The following is a 24717-nucleotide window of genomic DNA, read 5'->3' on the forward strand; positions in this document are numbered from 1 at the left end:
AGTCCCTTCTAATTAAATGAAGGGGCTTTTTGTATTAAGTTTCATTCGTATAAGAATAGAAGAAGGAGAAATAATAAAAAAACGATAAAGCCTGAGGAGAACACATGATGAGTCATAATACCCTGCTCAGAACTCAATTAACAGAGAATCTGGAAAGTTTAGCCCCGATTATTTCTGAGAGTACAGATTTGGAGAAAAAAGAATTTTATATTCAAGCGCATCAAAAAATGTGTGTCATGCTCTATCTGTCTGGAATGACAGACAGCAATAAACAACTTAAAATGATCAATTCCTTTTCATCGATTGATTTTATGACGGATTTTAATCACTCTTTTTCCCAGCTCTTCTTTTCAAAAGTAAATCCTTTAAAAAAGCAGGAAATCCACACGATTGAAGATGTCTTTAAACATATTTTTTCCGGGCAGACTGTTCTTTTAGTTGATGGAATTTCCACTGCTTTTGTCATAGATACTGAAAAGGAGAAGCTGAGAAGCTTTACAGAACCCACATCAGAACGGATCGTAAGGGGGCCGAAGCTTGGTTTCATAGAAAGCCTGGATGAAAATCTAGGGCTTATACGTCAGCTGGCAAATGATCAGTCTATTATCGCAAAAAAAATCGAAATTGAGGAAGATAGCAGTATTAAACGGATTGTTTATCTGTATAACAAAGAAAAAGCCAATGAAGAGCTGATAAATGAAGTGAAAAAACGGCTTGAGAAGGTGCAAACAACAAATGTGGAAGATTCAGGCATACTCGAGGAGCTGATTGAGGATTCACCTTATTCTCCATTTCCGCAGATTCAGAACACAGAACGTCCAGACAGAGTTATTGCTGCCCTGAAACAGGGAAGGGTAGTGATATTTTCAGAAGGATCGCCCTTTGCTTTACTTGCACCAACGACAATCGATATGCTATTTCAATCACCTGATGATTATTATGAAAGATGGGCTGCAGGATCTTTTCTGCGGCTGCTCAGATATATTTCAGTGGCTATTACTTTGTTTCTTTCCGCTATTTACATATCCCTGGTTTCATTTAATCCTGGACTGCTTCCAACTGAGCTTGCAATCACTATCGCGGGAACCCGGGAAAATGTGCCGTTTCCGCCATTTGTTGAAGCAATGATTATGGAGATTACTATTGAATTGCTAAGGGAAGCAGGAATTCGTCTTCCTTCTCCTATCGGACAGACAATTGGCCTTGTCGGAGGGGTTATAATTGGTCAAGCCGCAGTTGAAGCCAACATTGTAAGCTCCCTTATGGTCATCATTGTTTCAATCACAACCATCACATCTTTTACCGTACCTCAATATGGTTTTGCCTTAGCTTTTAGATTATTGCGCTTTGGAGCTATGGCAGCTGCTGCAGTGCTTGGGATTTATGGAACGACTTTATTTTTTATTTTAATTTGTATACACCTATCTAGACTGTCAAGCTTTAACACTCCTTATTTCACGCCGGAAACGATTTTTAACCCGAGCATGGCAAGGGATATCTTAGTCAGGCTGCCATTCAGGCGAAAGAAGGTAATTAGCAGGAGGCCCCGAAAATGAAGCAAATGGATAATCTCTCGGTCTTTCAAGTAGCGATGCTTGTAAGCAACGCCATGCTTGGAGTCGGACTGCTCACTTTGCCAAGAACGATTACAGCAGAAATTGATTCGCCGGATGGATGGATCGTGTTAATAATAGATGGAATCCTAGCAATCTTGTTTGCTTTACTTGTCCTGTATTTCTTTAAAAAACATCAGGTGAAGGATATTTTTCAATATACAAGAGAAGGGTTTGGATTATGGATTTCAAAAGCAATCCAGCTATTTATCATCCTGTACTTCATGGGTGTAGCAAGCTTTGAAGCTGTTGCAATGAGTGAAATGGTCCGTTTTTTCCTGCTTTCAACAACACCGGTACAGGTCGTTATTCTAACCTTGATATGTTTGAGTGCATATTTGGTTTTAGGCATGCTGCAAAGTATAACAAAGGTTTTCAGTGTCTTTCTTCCTCTGGCAATTGTTGAACTGTTTCTTATCTATTTTTTCAGTATTAAAAGTATTGATATTGAAAATATTAAACCGATTTTGGGAGATGGGTTCTCTCCCATATTCAAAGGGATAAACTCGGTGATTCTTTCCTTTATCGGAGTGGAAATTTTTCTTGTCATTTCAGCCTTTTCAAAAAACAGACAAAACTTGAAGAAGGGTTTGATAATCGGTTTTGCCATTCCATTAATTTTATATATTACAACGTATGTTCTAGTTGTTTCAGGTTTATCTGAACAAGAAGTGAAAGCTGTGACATGGCCGACTATTTCATTTGTGCAGTCCTTTGAAGTGAGGGGCATTTTTATTGAGCGGTTCGAATCGTTTCTGCTGACAACCTGGATTCTGCAGTTCTTCACCACTACATCCATGTACTATTATTTAGCTGCGTACGGAATGACTCATGTGTTTAAAACAACTTTTAAAACGAACGTGCTTATCCTGCTTCCGCTCCTTTTTCTATTAGCCTGCGTACCTAGTAATACACTTGAAATTATTCAAATGAGCACAATAGTCGGAAAAATGTTTCAAATTGTCTTTCTCGTCATTCCAATCGCAACGTTTTTAACGGTCGCTTTGAAAAGGAAGCTAATAAAACTATGAAAAAAATTCTCCTTATAGTTATTACACTGATGCTCACAGGATGCTGGGACAGCCAAAACATTGAAGATATTTCCCTTGTAGTGGGGACAGGTGTAGATAAGATTGATCCTGTTGAAGGGGTGCAATTAGTTCAGCAAATCATTTTGCCGAAAAGCGGATCAATTGGCCAGGGTGAGGGAGCTGGGTATAAAAATATTACAACTCAAGGTGGAACTGTGCATGAAGCGATTCGAAATGTCTCTTTAGAGACGAAGCCAATATCAAGCGAACATCAGCGGATCGTTTTAATTAATGAAGAAGTTATTAAAGAAACTCCCTTGGATACAGTCATCAATCAATTTATCAGGGATGATAAAACAAGAAGAAGCTTATACATATTTCTTACGGAAGAACCTGCATCAGAGCTTTTATCAGTAAAAACAGATAAAGAAATCCCATCTAATATTATCTATGAACTCACAGAAAATCGAAAAAAAACAAATAAAATTTTGCCGCCGCTTAAGCTTGGTGAAGCTTCTGCCCGCTTGCAGTCTGAAGGAAGCTTTGCCATTCAGATTGTAGGTTTAGAAAACGGCAACTTAAAATTAAAGGGTGCCGGTGTAATCAACAATGGAAAACTGGTAGGTGAAAATCTAACAGAAGATGAAGTATCAGCTCTCTCCTGGCTTAATGGGTCAGTAGAAGGAGGCACCGTTGAAGCTGTTCATCATGATAAGCCATTTGGCTTTGAAGTGATTAAATTGAGAAGCAAAAAAATAAAGACGAAGATTAAGAATGGACGTCTTTTCATCGATGTCTTCATCAGAGTAGAAGGCAGATTAGCGGAGGATTGGTATGAAAAGGAGAATTCTTTCGATAAAGGGTATCAAAAAGGAATTGAAGAAATCGTGGAAAAGACAATTGAAAGGGAGGTGAATGACTTAATCTATACACTGCAGCACGACTATAAAACAGGCGTGGCCGGGCTATTTCAGTATGTTAAAAATCAGCATCCTGCCTTTTGGAGAAAATATGGAAAACAGTGGGATGAAAAATTCAGCGAAGCGAAAATTACATATAATGTAAGAATTGATAAAATGGATTTTGGAACAAAAGGTTCTTCGCAATGAAACAGAAAAGCCAATATCTCCCTCATTTTCAAAAGCTTATTAACAAACACATATAATACCTTTATAATTATTACATAATAAGCAGAGGGAGCTGTAAGACATGAAATGGACATCAGAAGACACAAGCATGTTTCTTCAATCAAAGGAATATGTAGATACTGCCATTATCCCGCTCGTTCAAATCGGATTTGGAGATAATCTGAAATCTTTGGCGGCAGAGGGAGAGTATACAACGCTGATCACAGAAGATCTGGAACGCCAGCTTAAAGGAAGAATCTTTATGCTTCCTGCCTGCACGTACATAACCGGACAAATGCATGACAGAGAAAAAATAATTTTACAATGGTATCATGAATTAAAGGACAATTTCAACCATATTTTTTTCGTGACGAGTGATGAATTATGGAAAAATGAAGACGGAACGCATAAGGACAGCGTAATCTATCTTCCTCCAATTCCTATGGAACATATGGACGAGTCCCTGAAAAGGAAAATGATTGAGGATCAAGTAAGTCAAATTTTGAACATTTTCTTACAATCCTGGAGGGTTTCATAAAAACCCTTACATTTTTAAAGTTCCAAAAAAGGATAATATTGACCTTACTGGAAGATTGATATATCATGAGATTGTCCTAGTTTTATATGGTTTTATCGTATGTCCTGACGGACTTCAGCTTAAGATAGAGGGGGGAAAATGATGAGCGAGAAAAAACATCGTGTTTCAAGACGGCAATTTCTCAACTATACACTGACTGGTGTAGGCGGTTTCATGGCTGCGGGTATGCTGATGCCAATGGTTCGCTTTGCGCTCGACCCTGTACTTGGAAAGGTCGAAGAGCAAGACCTTGTACAGGTAGTGAGTGTCGATGAAATTACGAACGAACCAACGCGTTTTAATTTTAAAATTAAACAAGTTGATGCTTGGCACAAGTCTGAAGAACCTAGATCGGCTTGGGTATTTAAAACGGAAAAAGGGGATATTGTTGCACTTTCTCCTGTCTGTAAGCATTTAGGATGTACAGTTAACTGGAATAGTGATCCATCTAATCCAAACAAATTTTTCTGTCCATGCCATTATGGCTTATATGACAAAGACGGCACGAATGTTCCTGGAACACCGCCGCTTGCTCCGCTTGATGTATACAAGAGTGAAGTGAAGGATGGATTTTTGTATCTTGGTTCGGCTAAACCGCGAAAGGAGGCGTAATCAATGTTAAACAAGATTTATGATTGGGTTGATGAACGTTTAGATATTACGCCGATGTGGCGGGATATAGCTGACCATGAAGTGCCGGAGCACGTAAATCCTGCGCACCATTTTTCAGCATTCGTATACTGCTTTGGCGGTCTGACGTTCTTTGTAACTGTTATTCAAGTTTTATCAGGCATGTTTTTGACAATGTACTATGTTCCCGATATCAAAAATGCGTGGGAATCTGTTTATTATCTGCAAAATGAAGTCGCTTTCGGACAAATTGTCCGCGGCATGCATCACTGGGGAGCGAGTCTCGTCATCGTTATGATGTTCCTACATACATTGCGGGTATTTTTCCAGGGTGCCTACAAAAAACCTCGTGAACTTAACTGGGTAGTTGGCGTTTTAATTTTCTTCGTTATGTTAGGGTTAGGCTTCACAGGTTATTTATTGCCTTGGGATATGAAAGCGCTATTTGCCACAAAAGTTGGTCTTCAAATAGCTGAAGCAACACCGCTTATCGGCACTCAAGTAAAAACATTGCTTGCAGGCCATCCTGAGATCGTCGGTGCACAGACATTGACGCGTTTCTTTGCCATCCATGTGTTCTTCCTGCCGGCAGCTCTATTTGGATTAATGGGAGCTCACTTCATCATGATTCGCAAGCAGGGTATATCTGGACCTCTATAAAATAATCGATAAGATAAAATCCGCAAGTGCATTCTAGTTCATTTGCGTAACTGCCAAAGAAGGAGGGGAAATCATGCATCGCGGAAAAGGGATGAAATTTGTTGGAGATTCACGTGTTCCAGCTGAAAGAAAACCGAATATTCCAAAAGATTATTCTGAATTCCCAGGTAAAACAGAAGCATTCTGGCCAAACTTTTTATTAAAAGAATGGCTTGTTGGCGCCGTTTTCCTGATCGGGTATTTATGTTTGACTGTGGCGCACCCATCGCCGCTTGAACGTGTTGCAGATCCGACTGACACTGGATACATTCCATTGCCGGACTGGTATTTCTTATTCTTATATCAATTGCTGAAATACACGTATGCCGCAGGTCCTTATACTGTAATCGGGGCATTCATTATGCCAGGACTTGCATTCGGAGCGCTGCTTCTTGCGCCGTTTATTGACCGCGGCCCTGAACGCAAGCCTTCGAAACGTCCTGTAGCTGTAGGTATGATGCTGCTTGGTGTTGCAGCAACTATTTTCTTAACTTGGGAATCCGTTGCCACCCATGACTGGGAAGCAGCTGCAGAACAAGGGAAGATTAAAGCTGAAGCTGAAATTGATAAAGAATCTGAAGGCTACAAAATTTTCACTGAACAAACGTGCGTTTCCTGTCATGGCGATAACTTAGCAGGAGGAGCTGCCGGTCCATCTTTGGTGGATACAGGTTTAAGTCCTGAAGAAGTTGCAAAAATCGCTAAAGAAGGTCAGGGCGGAATGCCGGCTGGCATCTTTAAAGGCACGGATGAAGAATTGAAAGTGCTTTCTGAATTTGTTTCAAGTGTCACAGCAAAATAAGTGAAAAGCTGACCAAAAGTCAGCTTTTTTTCTACGTTTAAGGATAGATTCACATTTGAGAATGAAAGTAGTTGAACAAAGATGAAGTGGTTTCAATACCTTCTTGTTAAACAGCCTTTTTTGTTTATGATGTTCACCGTCAACTTGTTTGGAACGATCTATGGGTACTACTGGTACCGGTACCAGCTATACGAGACACCGGCAATTTTTCTCCCGTTTGTCCCTGACAGCCCAACAGCAAGCCTATTTTTCACGATCGTCATGCTTGGTTTTTTATTTAAGAAAAATCTCCCCCTGATTGAAGCACTTGCCATCATTACTCTTTTTAAGTACGGGATTTGGGCAGTTGTAATGAACCTGCTGGTGCTTAATGAGACAGGTGTTCTGGATCCGGTCGGCTATATGCTCATACTTTCTCACCTCGGCATGGCTGTACAGGGACTTCTGTATGCCCCTTATTACAGATTTAAGGCGTGGCATTTAGCTGCTGCTGCTGTATGGACACTGCATAATGAAATCATAGACTATGTGTTTGGCATGATGCCCAAATACAGTGTTCTGATGAACTATTTGCCTGAAATCGGATATTTCACATTTTGGCTGAGCCTTTTCTCCATTTATCTCGCATACTATTTTGTCGTCAGAAAGAACTCACTGAAACTAAATCTTCTTTAGCTGCAGACCGCCTTTTAATGTTTGTGTAAAAAGGTGGTCTAACCTTGTCCACTTTTTCATACTTTTTTAGTAGAAGCTGTAGGAGGGACAAGGATGAAAAAAAGAATGATCGTGATGGCGGTTTTCGTTGTTATGATAGTCGCACTGCCGTATTGGGCTTTAGCTGATCATCAGGCTGAACACACGGATAAATGGGACGATTTAAATAAACTCACCGATACAGCACTTCAGCTGTCAAAGCAAAATCGTTTTGAAGAATCACATCAGCTTATTGATTATTTTCAAAGAGAGTTTGAAAAGTCTGTAAAAGGTGACGGGGGCATTTCAGCAAGAGAGATTCGTACGATATCAGCATCACAGCAAACAGCAGCTAAAATGCTGCTGGAGAATAGCATCACTCCTGATGAGAAGGTAAGAGCGCTTATTCAGCTGAGACTTGTGGTGGATGCGGCAGCATCAGAACACCAGCCTCTATGGAGTTCAATGGAAGAGCCGGTCATGTCTGCTTTTTCTCAAGTAAAAGGGGATGTTGAAAACGGAGATCATCAGTCCTTTCAGCAGAACTGGGCTGAATTCGTCTCGCTTTATGAAACCGTTTATCCCAGTATGATGATGGATGTCGACTCAGAACAGCTTAAAAGAATGGACGCTCATAGATCCGTAGTAGAAGATGCTATTTTTACTCAAATACCAGTAGAATCTCAAGTGAATCAGCTTGCACTGATGGAGGAGGAATTGCAGGATTTGTTTAATCGGGTAAAAGAAGACGAAGCCGATCCTTCATTATGGTGGGTCATGATATCAACCGGCAGCATCATCTTTATGTCGCTTACTTATACGGGATGGCGGAAGTATAGAGGCGAAAAAGAGAAAATGAATCGTGAACGTGATATGAACAAATAAAAAGCCTCCAGCAGAGTAACGGGTTCGGTTTTCGAGTACAAAACTAAAAATTACACATCAAAAGGAGTGCCAAATCGTATTGATTTTGTAACTCCTTTTTTCTTGATTTATCGGCGTTTTTGCTATCTTCATAATTTGTAATGCAAAATGCACCCTAAAATGTAGATGACAGAACTTCCTGTTCCTCAAATTATGTGATGCGATTTCTTATACACTTTAAGGCACACAAAAAAGAACTGAGGGCAGTATGTATGATAAAATGGAAATATCAGTTATTCCATTAAAGGGCAGGATTATTGAACAAGGATATCGAGTTATTTATCTTAAGATCTTTGATTAAACATTAAATTTATAAGGGGTGAGTTTTTCCTAATGGAGTTTGAGTTTGTTATATATATAATTTTGATTGTATTTCTTAATATCATCGCTTTTCAATTTGTAAAGCAGTTCAGAAAAGAGAGAATTTTGGCTGGAATTACAATTATAGTGTTAAGTCCCCTGGTTTTCTTCGCAACATTAACGATTTTAGGTGAAATAGGCAGAGGTGGATTTCAAGCATTAGGAGGAATATTGTTTTCATTTGCTGTATGTTTGAATGGAATTATTATATTGATAATAGGTTTATTTACAAAGAAGAAAATTGGAATTGAAAATAGTAACCCGATTAAGTGAAAATTTTTTTTAATGTTAAGCTATCAGGGGCTTATCTGGAATAAGATATGTCTATTTCTAAAAATATTATTCTTCAGAAAATTGTACGGTCCAAAAAGGAGCTATCAATGGAAAAGTTTAAAATGAAATTAAATATCCCTCAAATGATACTTATGTCCTTTATTGCTGCAACTGTAATTACAATTTCAGATTCTTTTATAGAATGGGACAGTAGATTGTATGCTGGAATTTTTGCCGGAACAACAATTATTTTATCTGCGCTTCTATCCAAAATCGTAATTAGGGATGCGGAATAAATTTATGTTTACTTAACAATCGGGGGCTTTAATTGAAGAATCGTCATAAAAAATGGTCAGAGGCATATCAGCCACTGACCATTTTTAATGCAAATATAATTGTTTTTTCTGTTACAAATAACTCTACCATTTTGTTTGTTTATTAGAAGTTTGTACTTCAAAACAGAACCCGTTACCAGCAGAGAGGCTTTTTTGTTTGAACTATTTTTAAATAATTATCGGTGAATGGGATTCTTATCCGCATCTAATGTAAATCCTTCGCCAAGCACATCATGCACATCGCTTACTGCAACAAATGCATGTGGATCAACTGAGGTTATGACCATTTTAAGCCGGACAATTTCGTTTTTGCCGACTACACAATACAAAACGTTGCGATCCATCTTTGAGAAAGATCCCTGACCTTTTAAAATGGTTACACCGCGGTCCATCTCCTGCATAATTCTGTCAGCTATTTCCCCGTTGCGCTCTGATATAATGGTAGCTCCTTTGGCTGCATAGGCACCTTCCTGCATAAAGTCAATGACTTTCGCCGCAATAAATACTGCAACTAATGTATACATCGCTTCTTTATAGGATAAATAAGTGACAAGAGAGAGGGCAATGACGACAAAATCGAACATGAACATCGTTTTGCCCATGCTGACGCCTTTATATTTATGTACAAGCCGGGCGATGATATCTACTCCTCCGGTTGTACCCCCGTATCTGAAGATGATTCCAAGTCCGACACCGATAAATACCCCTGCAAATAAAGCTGCAAGAGTCAGATCGTCTTTTAGCGGCATATAAATCTGGAAACGCTGAAACAGCCATAGAAATACCGATAATGCGACTGTTCCGATAATGGTATAGAGGAAGGTTGTCCTGCCAAGCAGCTTCCAGCCGATGAAAAAGATCGGAATGTTCAGCACGAGATTTGAAATGGATGGATCAATATCGAAAATAAAATATAAAAGCAGGGTAATTCCGGTAAAACCGCCTTCAGCCAAATTGTTCTGCATGTTAAAATGAACTAAACCAAATGCAAATATAGCTGAACCGAGTAAAATAAAGAAAATATTTCGTATTTTCAGTTGAGTGAACATGCTGTACATCATCCTCTGCTCTAAGTCTTAGCGATAATATTATAGATGATGGAAACAAAAGGTGCAATCTGAGCCTGAAAGACGACCTAAAAATTTGTCAAAAAGGCTGAGACCCGCTAACATGGAAAGGAATGAAGTTGAGGTGAAGAATCATGAATAATAAAACGATGAAAGATCTCCAAAAAGAAGTTGACGACTATATTGGGCAATTTAAAGAAGGCTACTTCAGTCCGCTTGCCATGATGGCGAGGTTAACAGAAGAAATGGGCGAACTTGCCCGTGAGATAAATCATACATACGGTGAAAAACCAAAAAAGCAGACAGAACAGGAAAAAAAGATAGAGGAAGAAGCGGGCGATATTTTATTTGTCTTAATCTGTCTTGCCAATTCTTTAAATATTGATCTTGAAGAAGCGCATAACCTTGTGATGAAGAAGTTTAATACAAGAGACAAAGACCGCTGGACCAAAATAGATTCTTAAGGAGAAACAGACATGGAAACAATCAAAATTGTTATTGCAGGACCTAGGGGAAGAATGGGAAGAGAAGCCGTTAAACTTGTGGAAGAAACGGAACACTTCTCACTTGTGGGGGTCATTGATCATAAATTTGAAGGACAAAAGCTCAGCGAAGCAGATGATTTTAAAAGCCATGCCATGATCTACACAGATATTGAGAAATGCTTTTCCGAAACGAAGCCGGACGTTTTAATCGATCTGACAACACCTGAAATCGGGAAAATCCATACGAAGAAAGCACTTGAATATGGAGTAAGACCTGTTGTGGGGACGACGGGATTTTCGGATGCCGATTTAAAGGAACTTGAAAAACTGACAGAAGACAGAGGGATTGGCGCCATTATTGCACCGAACTTTGCCATTGGAGCTATTTTAATGATGAAATTTTCACAAATGGCCGCAAAATACTTCAGTGATGTAGAAATCCTTGAAATGCATCATGATCAAAAGCTTGATGCACCTTCTGGCACAGGACTGAAAACAGCTGAAATGATTTCCGCAGTGAGAGAGGCAAAAGAACAGGGTCATCCTGACGAAAAAGAAACATTAGCGGGAGCAAGGGGAGCAAATTATCAGGGAATTCATGTTCACAGCATCCGCCTGCCGGGGCTTGTCGCTCATCAGGAAGTCTTGTTCGGAGGGGACGGGCAGACATTATCCATCCGTCATGATTCATTTAATCGGGCATCCTTCATGTCAGGCGTAAAATTATGCGTAGAGCAAATTATGAAACTTGATGTATTGGTTTACGGGCTAGAAAATTTAATCGACTAAAGGGGAATGTCTGATGAATATTGCACTCATTGCTCACGATAAGAAGAAAAATGATTTAATCCAATTTACGCTTGCTTACAAAGGGATTCTTGAGAAGCACAAGCTATATGCAACAGGAACGACCGGTTTTAAAGTTTCTGAAGCTACAGGGCTTAGTATTCACCGTTTTCAATCTGGACCACTTGGCGGCGATCAGGAAATTGGAGCGTGCATCGCAAACAATGCAATGGATATGGTCATCTTTTTCAGAGATCCGCTTACAGCGCAGCCGCATGAACCTGATGTTACGGCCCTTATCCGGTTATGTGATGTTTATGCCGTTCCGCTTGCGACAAATATGGGAACTGCTGAAATCCTAATCCGCGGCCTTGAACGCGGTGATTTGAAATGGAGATCAATTGTAAATGACAAAGAAATCGATGACGACTATGGAAAAGAATAAGCTTGATATCCTTGCCTTTGGAGCTCATCCTGATGATGCCGAAATCGGAATGGGAGGAACTCTTGCAAAATACGCAGAGCAGGGCTTCAAAATTGGCATTTGCGATTTAACAGAAGCAGAGCTATCATCCAACGGTACTGTAGAACTCAGGCAGGAAGAAGCAGAACGTGCATCAAGTATACTCGGCATACATAAACGTATTTTTCTCAATTTGCCAGACAGAGGACTATACTTGAAAGAACAATATATTGAAAAGATTGTATCAGTCATCCGGGAATACAAGCCCCGTCTTGTGTTTGTTCCATGGTATGAAGACCGTCATCCCGACCACGGAAATTGCGCGAAATTGGTGGAAGAAGCAAGTTTTTCAGCCGGTGTGAAAAAAGTGAGCGAACCCGGAGGCCTTCCCCCTCATCGTGTAAACCGCCTATATTATTACATGATTAATGGGTACCATAAGCCGGATTTCGTGGTCGATATTACTGATACAATGGATAAAAAACTCTCAAGTTTAAGAGCATATGAAAGTCAGTTTATTAAAAGTGATTCTTCCTTAATCACCCCATTAATTAATGGATACATAGAAAGTGTAGAGAGCCGTGAGCGCTTATTCGGCAAAGAGGCAGGCGTTAAGTATGCGGAGGGATTTTTAACAAAATCCCCGATTCTGCTCGACAAAGATTTAATAGGGGACAGATTATGAAGAAATTAAAAATAGGCATTACATGCTATCCTACAGTCGGCGGTTCAGGCGTGGTAGCGACGGAGCTTGGGAAAAAGCTTGCTGAAAATGGACATGAGATTCATTTTGTCACAACAAGCAGACCCTTCCGGTTAAACAAAATGTATCACAATATTTTTTTCCATGAAGTTGAGGTTAATCAGTATTCTGTCTTTAAACATCCGCCGTATGATCTTGCCCTTGCAAGTAAAATGGCCGAGGTCGCAAAGCGTGAAGAACTAGACCTGTTTCATGTCCACTACGCTGTGCCTCACGCGATTTGCGCGCACTTGGCCAAACAAATGACAGGCGATCATCTGAAAATTGTCACCACGCTGCACGGAACGGATATAACGGTTTTGGGACATGATTTATCCCTTTCAAATATGATCAAGTTTGGCATAGAAGCTTCTGATTCTGTTACAGCTGTTTCAAAAGCTCTTGCTGATCAAACCTATGATCTGCTGAACCCTGATAAAGAAATTCAGACGGTCTATAATTTTATTGATGAACGCATTTATCAGAAACAGGATGCAGCTCATTTGAAAAGTGAATACGGGATTTCAGAAGACGAAAAGGTCATCATCCATGTTTCAAATTTCCGGCAAGTGAAGCGGGTTCAGGATGTTGTCCGTGTTTTTGCGCGTGTTTTAGACAAAGTCAAATCAAAGCTTCTGCTTGTAGGCGATGGTCCTGAAATGACATCAGTCTGTAAATTGGTCAAAGAACTTGGAATTAAAGAAAACGTTCTATTTCTTGGGAAGCAAAATCACTTGGAAGAGCTATATTCGATCAGTGATTTGAAACTGCTATTATCTGAGAAGGAAAGCTTCGGTCTGGTTCTTCTTGAAGCAATGGCATGCGGTGTGCCTTGTGTCGCAACAAACATCGGGGGCATCCCTGAAGTAATTAAAGATGGAATTTCAGGTTTCTTATGTGATGTAGGGGATATTAAAGCAATTGCCGAAAAAACAAGTTCGATATTAATGGATAAACAGCTCTATGAACGAATGTCATCTGCGTCTGTGAGAATTGCCCAGGAAGAATTTCATTCAAGCCTCATCGTGAAGCAGTACGAGGATCTTTACTACGGATTGCTGGATTCTGGTGAACGTGATGAATAAAGAATTTCAAGACGCGCTTCCGGTGATCCGAAGGTTAAAAGAACATGGTTTTGAAGCCTATTTTGTGGGCGGTTCTGTAAGGGATCAGCTGCTTAAAAAGGAAATTAAAGATGTAGATATCGCATCTTCTGCAGCGCCGGAACAAGTGAAAGCTCTTTTTGAAAAAACAATTGATATTGGATCTCTGCACGGGACAATGATTGTGATTGTTGGCGGCATCCATTATGAAATTACGACCTTCAGAACGGAGTCTGCATATGAAGACAATCGCAGACCAAGCGGGGTCACATTTGTATCTTCCCTGAAGGAAGATTTGAAAAGACGGGATTTTACTGTAAATGCGATGGCTATGGATGATGAAGGAAGAATCATTGATTATTTTCAAGGGAAAGAGCATGCCGAAGCAAAGCTGATTACGACTGTAGGCAGTCCGCATGAGCGCTTTTCTGAAGATGCACTGAGAATGATGAGAGCGGTGCGCTTTGTAAGCCAGCTTGGCTTCTCTTTAAGCGGAGATACGTATGAGGCAATCTGTGAGAAAACGCACCTGCTTGAAAAAATATCTGTCGAGCGAAAGACGGCGGAGTTTGAAAAAATCATGGCAGGAGACGGAAGCGGGCGAGCTTTGAAGCTTGTTGCAGAAACAGGCATCATAGATTACCTTCCTGGTTTAGATGGGAAAAAACAGCATCTGCTGAAGGCTTGTGCCCTGGAAATTAATGGCTTGTCTTCAACCGAAGAACGCTGGACAGCATTGCTGGATGTTTTGGAAATAAACAGCATAGAAGCATTTTTGAAAAGCTGGAAGCTTTCAAATCGCCAAATTGAGATGATCGCTAAAAATAGTTTATATTTACAAAAACGCAAGAAGAGTGAATGGACAAGGCTGTCCGTTTACGAGGCAGGCCTGCATTGCACCCTTGAAGTAGAAGCTGTTTATTGCCTAATAAAAGGGAAAGCGCTGTCCTGCGAGAGAACGGCAGAGCTAAAAGCACTTTACCAGAGTCTGCCGATTCACTCTAAAAATGAACTCGCGATTGGCGGAGCTGACCTGATGAAGATCAGCAGTCAAAAGCCAGGCCCGTGGATGGGCGAATTACTTAAAAAGATTGAGCTCGCAGTTGTGAACGATGAAGTCGAAAACAGCAAGGAAGCTATTAAGGAGATGTTAGCATCGTGCAATCTGATTTAAGAACACGATTGTTGCAGGCTTTTTCAGAAGCTGAAGGGGAGTTTCTATCCGGCCAGAAACTAAGTGAAACTCTTGGCTGCTCAAGAACAGCAGTCTGGAAGCATATTGAAGATTTAAGAAGCGAAGGGTATGAGCTTGAAGCTGTGAGAAAGCGCGGCTACAGAATCACTCATAAGCCTGATAAAATCAGCGGCAATGAAATTCAGCTTGGACTGAAGACAGAATTTATGGGCCGTCATATTCATTTTGAAGAGGTTGTTTCATCCACACAAAAAATTGCCCACTCATTAGCGGGGGATGGAGCGGAGGAAGGAACAATTGTCGTAGCGGATCAGCAGACAGGCGGAAGAGGCAGACTCGCCCGGGCGTGGTACTCTCCAAAGCAGACAGGCATTTGGATGAGCATGATTCTCAGACCGAAGATTCCGATTAACAAAACACCGCAGCTAACCCTGCTGACTGCTGTCGCTCTTATCCAGGCGATTGAAGAAGTGACAGGACTTACACCAGAAATCAAGTGGCCGAATGATATTATGATAAACGGCAAAAAGATTGTCGGCATTTTGACGGAACTTCAGGCAGAAGCAGACAGAGTCCATTCTGTCATCATTGGAATCGGAATGAATGTCAATCACAGTCTGGATCAATTCCCTGAGGAGCTGCAGGCAATTGCTACCTCCATTGCTGAGGAAACAGGAGAACCGGCTGACAGGGCTCAGGTAATTCAGGCCATCATGAAGAATTTCGAAAAGCTCTATACCAGCTATTTGATTCATGGATTTAAACCTGTAAAGCTGCTGTGGGAAAGTTACGCCATCAGCCTGAATAAAACTCTCATTGCAAGAACCCTTCAGGGCACCATTCGCGGGCGTGCCATCGGTATTGATGATGAAGGTGTGCTGCTTCTTGAAACAGCCGAAGGCAAAATTGAAAAAATTTATTCTGCAGATATCGAAATTCAGTCTTAATCGTTAACTAGTGCGTTCAACAATAAATTGGTATCCCCTTTTATTTTCTGTTATAATTCTAGGCGGGTAGTATCCTTAATTGGAACTGCACCTGCACTTAGTTTTATCACATATTTGAATAAAAGTTCTGCCTTGATCCGGAATGCGGACTGGGACAGAGGGATGAAAAACCGGCTGGATACGATGAGTATAATCCTTCTTCCTATTTGAAGAAGGTTTTTTCATGTCACTCGGTTATGAAATTCCTCTGCAATTAATGGGAGGGGAAAAAATGAAAACAAGATTGGATTTTATGAAAATGAAGCAGCAGCATGAACCGATTGTGATGCTTACCGCATACGATTATCCTTCAGCTAAGCTTGCAGAAGAGTCTGGCGTGGATATGATTTTAGTCGGTGATTCCCTTGGCATGGTTGTACTCGGCTATGATTCTACGGTGCCGGTTACAGTCAGTGATATGATTCATCACACAAAGGCTGTCAAAAGAGGAGCGCCTTCTACTTTCATTGTGACAGACATGCCGTTTATGTCCTATCACTTTTCAAAAGAGCAATCTTTAAAAAATGCAGCTGAAATTATGCAGCAAAGCGGGGCACATGCTGTAAAGGTTGAGGGTGCTGATGATGTGCTTCCAATTATTGAAGCGCTTACAAGTGCGGGGGTTCCTGTTGTTGCCCATTTAGGGCTGACTCCGCAGTCAGTCGGTGTACTTGGCGGTTATAAAGTACAGGCAAAAGATGCTGAAAGTGCAAAAAAATTAATGCATGACGCAAAACAGTGCGAGGAAGCGGGAGCAATCGCTTTAGTGCTTGAATGTGTGCCAAGACAGCTCGCTTCAGAAATTTCAAATAGATTAACCATTCCTGTCATAGGAATCGGTGCAGGATCCGAAACAGATGGACAAGTGCTTGTTTATCACGACGTTCTCGGATACGGTGTGAACCGTGTGCCTAAATTTGTAAAGCAGTACACGAACATCGGCGGACAAATTAAAACTTCTTTGAATGAATACGTACAAGAAGTAAAGAGCAGACAATTTCCTGAGCTAAAACATACCTTTACGATGAAAGATGAGGAACTTCAGTCTCTATATGGAGGAACTCAAGCCAAATGAAAATCATTACAGCAATAAAAGAACTGCAGCAGACTATGAAAGAGCATAAAAACTCACAGCAGTCGATTGGCTTTGTCCCGACAATGGGGTTTCTTCATGAAGGACATCTGAAATTAATGCAAGAGGCAAGAAGACAGAATGATATCCTGATCATCAGCATATTCGTCAATCCACTGCAATTTGGAGAGAATGAAGATTTTGATTCCTATCCGAGAAACATGGAGAGGGACACACGTCTTGCCGAAGAGGCAGGAGCAGATTATATCTTTGCTCCATCAGTGAACGAAATGTACCAAAACGAGCCTTCCGTTACAGTCAAAGTAGAGAAGCGGACGGACGTTTTATGCGGAAAATCAAGAGCCGGCCACTTTGATGGTGTAGCAACAGTGTTAACTAAGCTTTTTAATCTGGTCGGGCCTGACCGCGCATATTTCGGAATGAAGGATGCACAGCAGGCAGCGGTTGTCAGCGGACTTATTTCAGACTTTCATTTCCCTGTAAAGCTCGTTCCCGTTCAGACTGTAAGGGAAGAAGACGGACTTGCAAAAAGCTCCCGCAACGTTTATTTATCAGAAGAAGAAAGGAAGCAGGCCCCGCATCTTTATAAAGCCCTGCAGGCAGGAAAAGAAATGATGGTGAAAGGGGAAAAATCCCCGGCGGCCGTTATCAAATCCGTGTCATCCTATCTGTCGGCTCATACAGATGGCGTAATTGATTATGTGGAGATCTATTCCTATCCTGACCTTGAGACCTTGACGGAATTGAAGGGGAACTTGATTCTCGCAGTTGCTGTCAAGTTTACAAAAGCAAGGCTTATTGATAATATGACAATCGAATTAAATTGAAAAAGAATGAAATTTATATAGAGAACAGCAGTGGAGGAGATCATAATGTTTCGTACAATGATGAAGGGGAAAATTCATCGTGCAAGAGTCACGGAAGCAAACTTGAATTATGTCGGCAGCATCACGATTGATGAAGATATTCTGGATGCCGTTGATATGCTTCCTAATGAAAAAGTGCAAATCGTCAACAACAACAATGGTGCCAGGTTTGAAACATACATCATTCCTGGTCCGCGCGGGTCTGGCGTTGTGTGCCTGAACGGCGCAGCAGCAAGACTTGTACAGGAAGATGACGTTGTTATTATCATTTCGTATGCAATGGTAGCGGAAGAAAAGGTCCGTGATCATGAACCTAAAGTAGCCATCATGAATGAAAAAAATCAGATTGTCGAACTTCTCGGCCAGGAGCCTGCGGCAACCATTTTATAATTTTTTTAAAAATCCCCCGATTGTTTGGGGGATTTTGCTTTATAAGTGGTAAAATAACGTTATTGGTTTTTCGATTAATTGAGGTGTATCAAAATGAAACAAAGATTTGTTGTAATAGATGTTGAAACAACTGGAAATTCTCCAAAAAAAGGGGATAGGATCATTCAGCTTGCAGCCGTGGTGATTGAAAACGGCAAGGTGGCAGAGCGTTTTTCAAGCTTTGTCAATCCTCTGAAGCCTATACCGCTTTTTATTGAGCAATTAACCGGTATTTCAAATGAGATGGTAAAGGATGCAGCCCCATTTGAAGTTATCGCTGAAAAGGTTTCGTCTCTTTTAAGTAATGCTTATTTCGTGGCGCATAACGTTCATTTTGATCTTTCCTTTATACAAGAAGAACTCGAACGCAGCGGATTGCAGAGATTTACCGGTCCTGTGCTTGACACAGTCGAGCTCTCAAGAATTGTTTTCCCTGGAGCGGACAGCTATAAATTGTCTGAGCTGTGCGAAGAGCTGAACATCAAGCATGACAATCCGCATCGTGCCGACAGCGACGCTGAAGTGACAGGAGAACTGTTTATTCATATATTCAAAAAAGCAGCATGTCTGCCGCCAGTCACTCTTCAAGCGCTGAAGCGTTTATCACGCTCGTTTATAAGCGATATTGAAGATGTTCTGGAGGATATTATTTCTGAGAGACTGCTTGATCTAAAAGAACCTGAACACATAGAAGTATTTCGTTCAATCGCAATAAGAAGCCAATCTAAAGACATTCTTGATGATCAGAACAGCAGGATATCAGAGAATTTTGAGACCTTTTCAAATCGGCTGATGAGCAGCGATGGACCAATTGCGGGACAATTTGAGCAATATGAAAAACGTACAGAACAAGTGAAAATGATGAATGAAATACATGAGTCCTTTAGGTCGCATCAGCATGCTTTGATAGAAGCTGGCACAGGAACAGGCAAAACACTTGCTTATTTAATTCCTGTCATTTTCTATGCAATGTCTGAGAAAAAAAGTGTATTAGTCAGTACATATACAACCGCTCTGCAGCAGCAGGTCATGGCAAAAGAATTTCCTATGCTGAGAAAAGCCGTCAGCCAGCCGTTTCATATGGCGGTTCTTAAAGGGAAATCCCATTATTTATGCTTGCGTAAATTTGAAAAATATTTGAATGAAGATGATTATAATTATGATAATATTTTAACGAAAGCACAGCTCTTAATATGGCTGACCGAAACAGAGACCGGGGATTTTGATGAATTGAATTTGCCGTCTGGCGGAAAATTGCTCTGGCAAAGGCTTCATTATGATGAGAAATCATCAAATTCTGCTAAAAACCCCTGGCTGTCGCGCTGCTTTTACAAAAGAGCATATGAAAACGCCAAAAAAGCAGATGTTGTCATTACAAATCATTCTCTTTTGCTATCAAGTATATCGTCCTCAAGTGATTTTCTTGATGATATAGAAGAAGTGATTATTGATGAAGCACATCATTTTGAGCGAATCGCCTGCGAACATTTAGGCACAAGGATGCACTATTTAACCTTGCAGGCTTTAACCAATCAGCTTGGAAACCTTTATACAGACGGATTGCTTAGAAGAACACAGCATCTTTTTTCGGTAAATGGATTAAATGATGCCTTTATTGAAATGGATGTCATAATCAAACAGCTCGTTGAAGATAATGGAATGCTATTCAGCACACTGCACAGGTATGTACTTCAAAATGAAAAAGATGTGCAAACAAACCGGATCACTCATCGTTTTAAACACAATCAAAAACAGAGCAGAAAATGGCTGGCTATTTTAGAGGTTGCAGCCAGAGTGAAATTTCAGCTCCATGATTTGATGACAATCATGAATAAACAAAAAGAAGATTTTCACAAGATAAAAAATGAAGAAGAATCCTTTATTTTATATGAATATTTTGCCGTTCTTGATAAATTTGCCGCTGCATACCAGGATTTGGACACACTTTTTTTCAAGGAAAAGAAAGATGCTGTCAAATGGATTGAAATTGAATCACGCGGAGCGAAAAACGCTGTCAGTGTCTATTCACAGCCCGTTTCTGTATCAGAGCAATTAGCAGATGGTTTTTTCTCAGAGATGAAAAGCGTGATCCTTACATCAGCTACCTTGACTGTCGATCATTCTTTCGACTATATGATCAGAGAACTTGGTCTGACAGATTATTATCCAAAAACGCTGATGATCAAATCGCCATTTGTCTATAAAGAACAGGCGAAGTTAATGATACCTTCAGATTTTCCAGCCGTGCAGCATGTGACGCTTGATGAATATACGGCAGCTATTGCTAAAAATGTTTCAGCGATTGCCAAGGCCACAAAAGGCAAGCTGCTCGTATTGTTTACTGCGTACGATATGCTGAAAAAAACGCATCAGCTGTTAAAGGCTGATTCTGGACTGGAAGATTTTATGATTATGGGTCAAGGAGGCGGCAGCATTTCAAAGCTGACCAAAAATTTCCGGCAATTTGATCAGGCTATTCTCCTCGGAACGAGCACTTTTTGGGAAGGCATGGATTTTCCCGGTGATGAACTGACAACGCTGATAATCGTCAGACTTCCGTTTTCCCCGCCGGATGATCCGGTCGTTGCAGCAAAATGCGAACAGATCACAAAGCAGGGGAAGAATGCCTTTTATCATTACTCACTGCCTGAAGCGATCCTGAAGTTCAAACAGGGCTTTGGCAGACTAGTAAGGACAGAACGGGATAAAGGACTGCTCTTTGTATTTGACAAACGGATTATAGAAGCAAAGTACGGCAGGCACTTTATTGCATCCCTGCCGCCGATAGATGTCCATGTGGAGCCAATGGAGAAGCTTCATGATGAAATTCTCTGCTGGAATCATAAGGACCCAGCCGCCGACACGGAATAGCTTTACAGGCCGATAAAATTGTATATTATGCAATATGTATCACATGAAAAAAAGCCTGTGTGAGCAGCACAGGCAATGGTGTGGGTAGGAGAAAATTTATTTTCACTTATTGATAATGATACTGTTATAATGGGTACATAAAACAACATCTTGTTGTCTGTATTTGTTATTGTTGCCCTTTGCGGCTGACATATAAGTTACAATTTTTGTTTTTGCATAGGAGGAATAGGTCATGGAAAGTAAAATCGAAATTTTATCAACCGTAACCGTAGAACATTCAGATGACCTCTATAAAATTGTCGATGGCTTAAATCGGACATTGAAGAGAGAAAATCTGATGTTTGGTCTGGCGCTTGATCAGGATGATAAAAATAAAGCCGTATTTACGATTTACAGAACGTAGGGATTTAAAACATGGGGAAAAAAATAGTAATCACAGCAAGTGCTGCCGCCGTTTTTCTGCTTGTATCACTTGGAGTTTTTTTTAACGTTTATCATTCAGCGATGGCTCAAAAAAACGATGGTCATGAAGAAGCTATTGACCGTGCATTAAAAGAAACAGACCTGAAAAATGCCGAAAGTGTTGAAACGTTTAATGGTCTTAAACAGTTTTACGTGATAACAGGCCTGAATAAGTCCAATAAAGGTGTTTACGTATGGGTTCCTGAGAACAAGAAGGAAAAGCCTGTGCTGAAGCTTGCCTCAGATGGCATAACTGAAAAAAAGGCGCTGGAAATTGTAAAAGCAGAACAGAATCCTGTAAAAGTGATAAGCGTCAAGCTTGGAATGGAAAAAAATGTACCGCTTTGGGAAGTAAAATATATTGACGATCAAAATCGTTATACATATGATTTAATCAATTTCAGCAATGGTGAAATTAGAAAGCATATTGCCATTAAAAAATAGGGGGACACATCCATGAAATTAGCCGATAGAGTATCTGCATTAACACCTTCATCCACTTTAGCGATCACAGCAAAAGCAAAAGAGCTGAAAGCAGCCGGACATGATGTAATTGGACTTGGAGCAGGAGAACCTGATTTTAATACACCTCAGCATATTATTGATGCTGCTGTTCATTCAATGAATGCGGGACAGACAAAATATACGCCTGCAGGCGGACTTGCAGAGCTGAAAAAAGAAATCATCGGCAAGTTTCAGAAGGATCAAAACCTTTCATACAAACCTGGTGAAATTATTGTCTGCACAGGTGCAAAGCATGCTCTCTACACACTTTTTCAAGTCCTTCTCAATAAAGGAGACGAAGTGATCATCCCATCTCCATATTGGGTAAGCTATCCTGAACAAGTGAAGCTTGCAGATGGAGTGCCTGTATATGTGAACGCCCTGGAAGAAAATCAGTTTAAAATGACTCCTGATCAGCTAAAAGCTGCGATCACAGACAAAACGAAGGCCGTCATCATCAACTCTCCAAGCAATCCTACCGGAATGCTTTACACGAAAGAAGAGCTTGAAGAGCTGGGAAGCATCTGTATCCAGCATAATGTGCTGATTGTTTCAGATGAAATTTATGAAAAGCTGATTTACGGCGGACATTCTCATGTATCTATTGCCGAGATTTCTGAGGAATTAAAGCAGCAGACAATCATCATTAACGGTGTTTCAAAATCTCATTCAATGACAGGATGGAGAATTGGATATGCTGCCGGAAATGAGCAAATCATTAAAGCAATGACAAATCTTGCAAGCCACAGTACATCTAATCCGACTTCCATTGCCCAATATGCATCAATCGCAGCATATGCAGGTTCACAGGAGCCGGTGGAAGAGATGAGAAAAGCATTTGAAGAACGCCTGAACATTATTTATGACAAGCTTGTTTCTATTCCAGGAATTACGTGCTTAAAGCCTCAGGGAGCTTTTTATCTCTTCCCTAATGCAAAGCAGGCGGCAGAAAATACAGGGTTCGCAAATGTAGATGACTTTGTAGAAGCATTGCTTGAAAAAGAAAAAGTGGCGATTGTCCCAGGCTCTGGCTTTGGAGCTCCTGACAACGTAAGACTTTCCTATGCCACTTCTCTTGATACACTTGAAGAAGCTTTAGTCAGAATTGACCGATTTGTAAAAGAAAACAGTGTTCATTAATAAAAGATGAGCCGTCATTTGACGGCTCACATTTATGTTTGAACGAAGCATGCAACAAATGTATAATAGCAAGTACGTACATACATTAAGATCCGGTTTTTGGAGGGAACAATTACGTGAAAACAACAATTAAAGAAGTAAGCAAATTTGTAGATAAAGAAGTAACAATCGGGGCTTGGATTGCAAATAAACGTTCCAGCGGCAAAATTGCCTTTTTGCAATTGCGGGACGGCACTGGCTTCATCCAGGGCGTAGTCGTAAAAGCAGAAGTAGCTGAAGAAGTTTTCCAAACAGCAAAATCAATCACCCAGGAATCTTCCATCTATGTAACAGGTGTTGTAAGAGTGGACGAGCGTTCTCCGTTTGGATATGAGCTTGGGGTGACAGGAATTGAAGTCATTCATGAATCTGTAAACTATCCAATTACGCCAAAAGAACACGGCACAGAATTTTTAATGGATCACCGTCATTTATGGCTCAGGTCCAAGCGTCAGCACGCTGTGATGAAAATCAGAAATGAAATCATCCGTGCAACGTATGAGTTCTTTAACAAAGAAGGCTTCTCAAAAGTAGATCCGCCAATCTTAACAGGCAGCGCTCCTGAAGGGACTTCAGAGCTTTTTGCAACTAAATATTTCGATGAAGATGCTTATCTGTCTCAAAGCGGTCAGCTCTACATGGAAGCTGCAGCAATGGCACTTGGAAAGGTTTTCTCATTCGGACCGACGTTCCGCGCTGAAAAATCAAAAACAAGACGCCACTTGATCGAATTTTGGATGATCGAGCCTGAGATGGCCTTTTATGAATTCGAAGACAACCTGGTTGTACAGGAGAATTATGTTTCTTATATCGTCCAAAGCGTTCTTGAAAACTGCAAACTTGAACTGACTACACTAGGCCGTGATACAGCTAAACTTGAACAAATCAAGGCGCCTTTCCCTAGAATCTCCTATGACGACGCCATTAAATTCTTGAATGAAAAAGGATTTGATGACATTAAGTGGGGCGATGATTTCGGTGCACCGCATGAAACAGCTATCGCAGAAAGCTTTGAAAAACCGGTATTCATTACTCATTACCCGACAGGCATTAAGCCTTTCTACATGCAGCCTGCTCCTGACCGCGATGACGTCGTGCTCTGTGCAGACTTAATCGCACCAGAAGGCTACGGGGAAATCATTGGCGGATCACAGCGTATTCACGATCACGAACTTCTAAAGCAGCGCATTGAAGAGCACGATCTATCACCAGAAGCATATCAGTGGTACCTGCAGCTGCGTGAATTCGGATCTGTTCCGCATTCAGGATTCGGCCTTGGCCTTGAGCGCACAGTTGCCTGGATCAGCGGCGTAGAACACGTGCGCGAATCCATTCCGTTCCCTCGTTTGCTTAACAGATTATATCCATAATAATAATAATAATGTGAGTCTCCTTGATAGGAGGCTCATATTTTGTTTACAG

The 24717-nt window shown here is 40.7% G+C and carries 27 protein-coding genes; 26 read left to right on the forward strand and 1 reads right to left on the reverse strand.

From position 1 onward, the window contains the following. Nucleotides 1-104 precede the first annotated feature (104 nt). The 11 genes from E2R53_RS03160 (at nt 105) to E2R53_RS03210 (ending at nt 9025) form a co-directional block, all read left to right on the forward strand. Nucleotides 105-1556, forward strand: a complete 1452-nt coding sequence (locus tag E2R53_RS03160; protein WP_286166048.1) for a spore germination protein — start codon at nt 105-107, stop codon at nt 1554-1556. After that, nucleotides 1553-2644: a GerAB/ArcD/ProY family transporter gene (locus E2R53_RS03165; RefSeq protein ID WP_133310365.1), complete on the forward strand. Its 1092-nt coding sequence runs from the start codon at nt 1553-1555 to the stop codon at nt 2642-2644. The genes E2R53_RS03160 and E2R53_RS03165 overlap by 4 nt, the downstream gene beginning before the upstream one ends. Beyond that, nucleotides 2641-3753 carry a Ger(x)C family spore germination protein gene (locus E2R53_RS03170; RefSeq protein WP_133310366.1) on the forward strand — a complete coding sequence of 371 codons (1113 nt, stop codon included), beginning with the start codon at nt 2641-2643 and terminating at the stop codon, nt 3751-3753. The genes E2R53_RS03165 and E2R53_RS03170 overlap by 4 nt, the downstream gene beginning before the upstream one ends. A 100-nt stretch (nt 3754-3853) precedes the next feature. After that, a complete protein-coding gene (locus tag E2R53_RS03175) occupies nt 3854-4309 on the forward strand; it encodes a YpiF family protein (protein ID WP_133310367.1) in 456 nt (151 codons plus the stop codon). Between the two features lie 141 nt (nt 4310-4450). Continuing rightward, on the forward strand, nt 4451-4960 hold the full coding sequence (locus tag E2R53_RS03180; protein WP_070878123.1) for a ubiquinol-cytochrome c reductase iron-sulfur subunit: 510 nt from the start codon (nt 4451-4453) through the stop codon (nt 4958-4960). A 3-nt stretch (nt 4961-4963) separates the two neighbouring features. Continuing rightward, nucleotides 4964-5638, forward strand: coding sequence for a menaquinol-cytochrome c reductase cytochrome b subunit (gene qcrB, locus E2R53_RS03185; protein ID WP_029280290.1), 675 nt, complete (start codon nt 4964-4966; stop codon nt 5636-5638). A 73-nt stretch (nt 5639-5711) separates the two neighbouring features. Further along, nucleotides 5712-6479, forward strand: a complete 768-nt coding sequence (locus tag E2R53_RS03190) for a menaquinol-cytochrome c reductase cytochrome b/c subunit (protein WP_133310368.1) — start codon at nt 5712-5714, stop codon at nt 6477-6479. Between the two features lie 81 nt (nt 6480-6560). Next, entirely contained in the window at nt 6561-7154 is a 594-nt protein-coding gene (locus E2R53_RS03195; RefSeq protein WP_133310369.1) for a DUF1405 domain-containing protein, read from the forward strand. A gap of 93 nt (nt 7155-7247) precedes the next feature. Then, nucleotides 7248-8057 carry a sporulation protein YpjB gene (ypjB, locus tag E2R53_RS03200; protein WP_133310370.1) on the forward strand — a complete coding sequence of 270 codons (810 nt, stop codon included), beginning with the start codon at nt 7248-7250 and terminating at the stop codon, nt 8055-8057. A gap of 372 nt (nt 8058-8429) precedes the next feature. Further along, nucleotides 8430-8729 (forward strand): hypothetical protein, encoded by a 300-nt coding sequence (locus E2R53_RS03205; protein WP_133310371.1) that lies wholly within the window; start codon nt 8430-8432, stop codon nt 8727-8729. A 107-nt stretch (nt 8730-8836) separates the two neighbouring features. After that, on the forward strand, nt 8837-9025 hold the full coding sequence (locus E2R53_RS03210; protein ID WP_133310372.1) for a hypothetical protein: 189 nt from the start codon (nt 8837-8839) through the stop codon (nt 9023-9025). 215 nt (nt 9026-9240) lie between these two features. Here E2R53_RS03210 and E2R53_RS03215 read toward each other — a convergent pair whose 3' ends face one another. Continuing rightward, nucleotides 9241-10113, reverse strand: a complete 873-nt coding sequence (locus tag E2R53_RS03215; RefSeq protein WP_133310373.1) for a YitT family protein — start codon at nt 10111-10113, stop codon at nt 9241-9243. 152 nt (nt 10114-10265) lie between these two features. On the opposite strand from E2R53_RS03215, the gene E2R53_RS03220 reads away from it, so the two are divergent. The 15 genes from E2R53_RS03220 (at nt 10266) to asnS (ending at nt 24665) form a co-directional block, all read left to right on the forward strand. Continuing rightward, entirely contained in the window at nt 10266-10595 is a 330-nt protein-coding gene (locus E2R53_RS03220) for a nucleotide pyrophosphohydrolase (RefSeq protein WP_070878115.1), read from the forward strand. Between the two features lie 12 nt (nt 10596-10607). Continuing rightward, a complete protein-coding gene (gene dapB, locus E2R53_RS03225) occupies nt 10608-11405 on the forward strand; it encodes a 4-hydroxy-tetrahydrodipicolinate reductase (RefSeq protein ID WP_133310374.1) in 798 nt (265 codons plus the stop codon). A gap of 13 nt (nt 11406-11418) precedes the next feature. After that, complete coding sequence (gene mgsA / locus E2R53_RS03230; RefSeq protein ID WP_133310375.1) at nt 11419-11847, forward strand: methylglyoxal synthase; 429 nt, start codon at nt 11419-11421, stop codon at nt 11845-11847. Continuing rightward, on the forward strand, nt 11810-12550 hold the full coding sequence (gene bshB1, locus E2R53_RS03235; protein ID WP_286166049.1) for a bacillithiol biosynthesis deacetylase BshB1: 741 nt from the start codon (nt 11810-11812) through the stop codon (nt 12548-12550). The genes mgsA and bshB1 overlap by 38 nt, the downstream gene beginning before the upstream one ends. Next, nucleotides 12547-13692 (forward strand): N-acetyl-alpha-D-glucosaminyl L-malate synthase BshA, encoded by a 1146-nt coding sequence (bshA, locus tag E2R53_RS03240; RefSeq protein WP_206197346.1) that lies wholly within the window; start codon nt 12547-12549, stop codon nt 13690-13692. Before bshB1 ends, bshA begins: the two co-directional genes overlap by 4 nt. Continuing rightward, nucleotides 13685-14884, forward strand: coding sequence for a CCA tRNA nucleotidyltransferase (locus E2R53_RS03245; protein WP_133310377.1), 1200 nt, complete (start codon nt 13685-13687; stop codon nt 14882-14884). The genes bshA and E2R53_RS03245 overlap by 8 nt, the downstream gene beginning before the upstream one ends. Next, nucleotides 14869-15852, forward strand: coding sequence for a biotin--[acetyl-CoA-carboxylase] ligase (locus tag E2R53_RS03250; RefSeq protein WP_133310378.1), 984 nt, complete (start codon nt 14869-14871; stop codon nt 15850-15852). The genes E2R53_RS03245 and E2R53_RS03250 overlap by 16 nt, the downstream gene beginning before the upstream one ends. 271 nt (nt 15853-16123) lie before the next feature. Further along, nucleotides 16124-16966 carry a 3-methyl-2-oxobutanoate hydroxymethyltransferase gene (gene panB, locus E2R53_RS03255; protein WP_133310379.1) on the forward strand — a complete coding sequence of 281 codons (843 nt, stop codon included), beginning with the start codon at nt 16124-16126 and terminating at the stop codon, nt 16964-16966. Then, a complete protein-coding gene (panC, locus tag E2R53_RS03260) occupies nt 16963-17811 on the forward strand; it encodes a pantoate--beta-alanine ligase (RefSeq protein ID WP_133310380.1) in 849 nt (282 codons plus the stop codon). Before panB ends, panC begins: the two co-directional genes overlap by 4 nt. Before the next feature lie 45 nt (nt 17812-17856). Beyond that, a complete protein-coding gene (gene panD / locus E2R53_RS03265; protein ID WP_133310381.1) occupies nt 17857-18240 on the forward strand; it encodes an aspartate 1-decarboxylase in 384 nt (127 codons plus the stop codon). Between the two features lie 93 nt (nt 18241-18333). Further along, nucleotides 18334-21150, forward strand: coding sequence for an ATP-dependent DNA helicase DinG (gene dinG / locus E2R53_RS03270; protein ID WP_133310382.1), 2817 nt, complete (start codon nt 18334-18336; stop codon nt 21148-21150). Between the two features lie 232 nt (nt 21151-21382). Further along, nucleotides 21383-21553 (forward strand): YpmA family protein, encoded by a 171-nt coding sequence (locus tag E2R53_RS03275; RefSeq protein WP_070878095.1) that lies wholly within the window; start codon nt 21383-21385, stop codon nt 21551-21553. An 11-nt stretch (nt 21554-21564) separates the two neighbouring features. Next, nucleotides 21565-22056 (forward strand): DUF5590 domain-containing protein, encoded by a 492-nt coding sequence (locus E2R53_RS03280; RefSeq protein WP_133310383.1) that lies wholly within the window; start codon nt 21565-21567, stop codon nt 22054-22056. A 12-nt stretch (nt 22057-22068) separates the two neighbouring features. Continuing rightward, nucleotides 22069-23256 (forward strand): pyridoxal phosphate-dependent aminotransferase, encoded by a 1188-nt coding sequence (locus E2R53_RS03285; RefSeq protein ID WP_133310384.1) that lies wholly within the window; start codon nt 22069-22071, stop codon nt 23254-23256. 116 nt (nt 23257-23372) lie between these two features. Then, nucleotides 23373-24665 carry an asparagine--tRNA ligase gene (gene asnS / locus E2R53_RS03290; protein WP_133310385.1) on the forward strand — a complete coding sequence of 431 codons (1293 nt, stop codon included), beginning with the start codon at nt 23373-23375 and terminating at the stop codon, nt 24663-24665. The last annotated feature ends 52 nt before the right edge of the window (nt 24666-24717 follow it).

It is taken from the genome of Peribacillus frigoritolerans, assembly GCF_004358755.1.
GTDB lineage: Bacteria > Bacillota > Bacilli > Bacillales > Bacillaceae > Bacillus_P.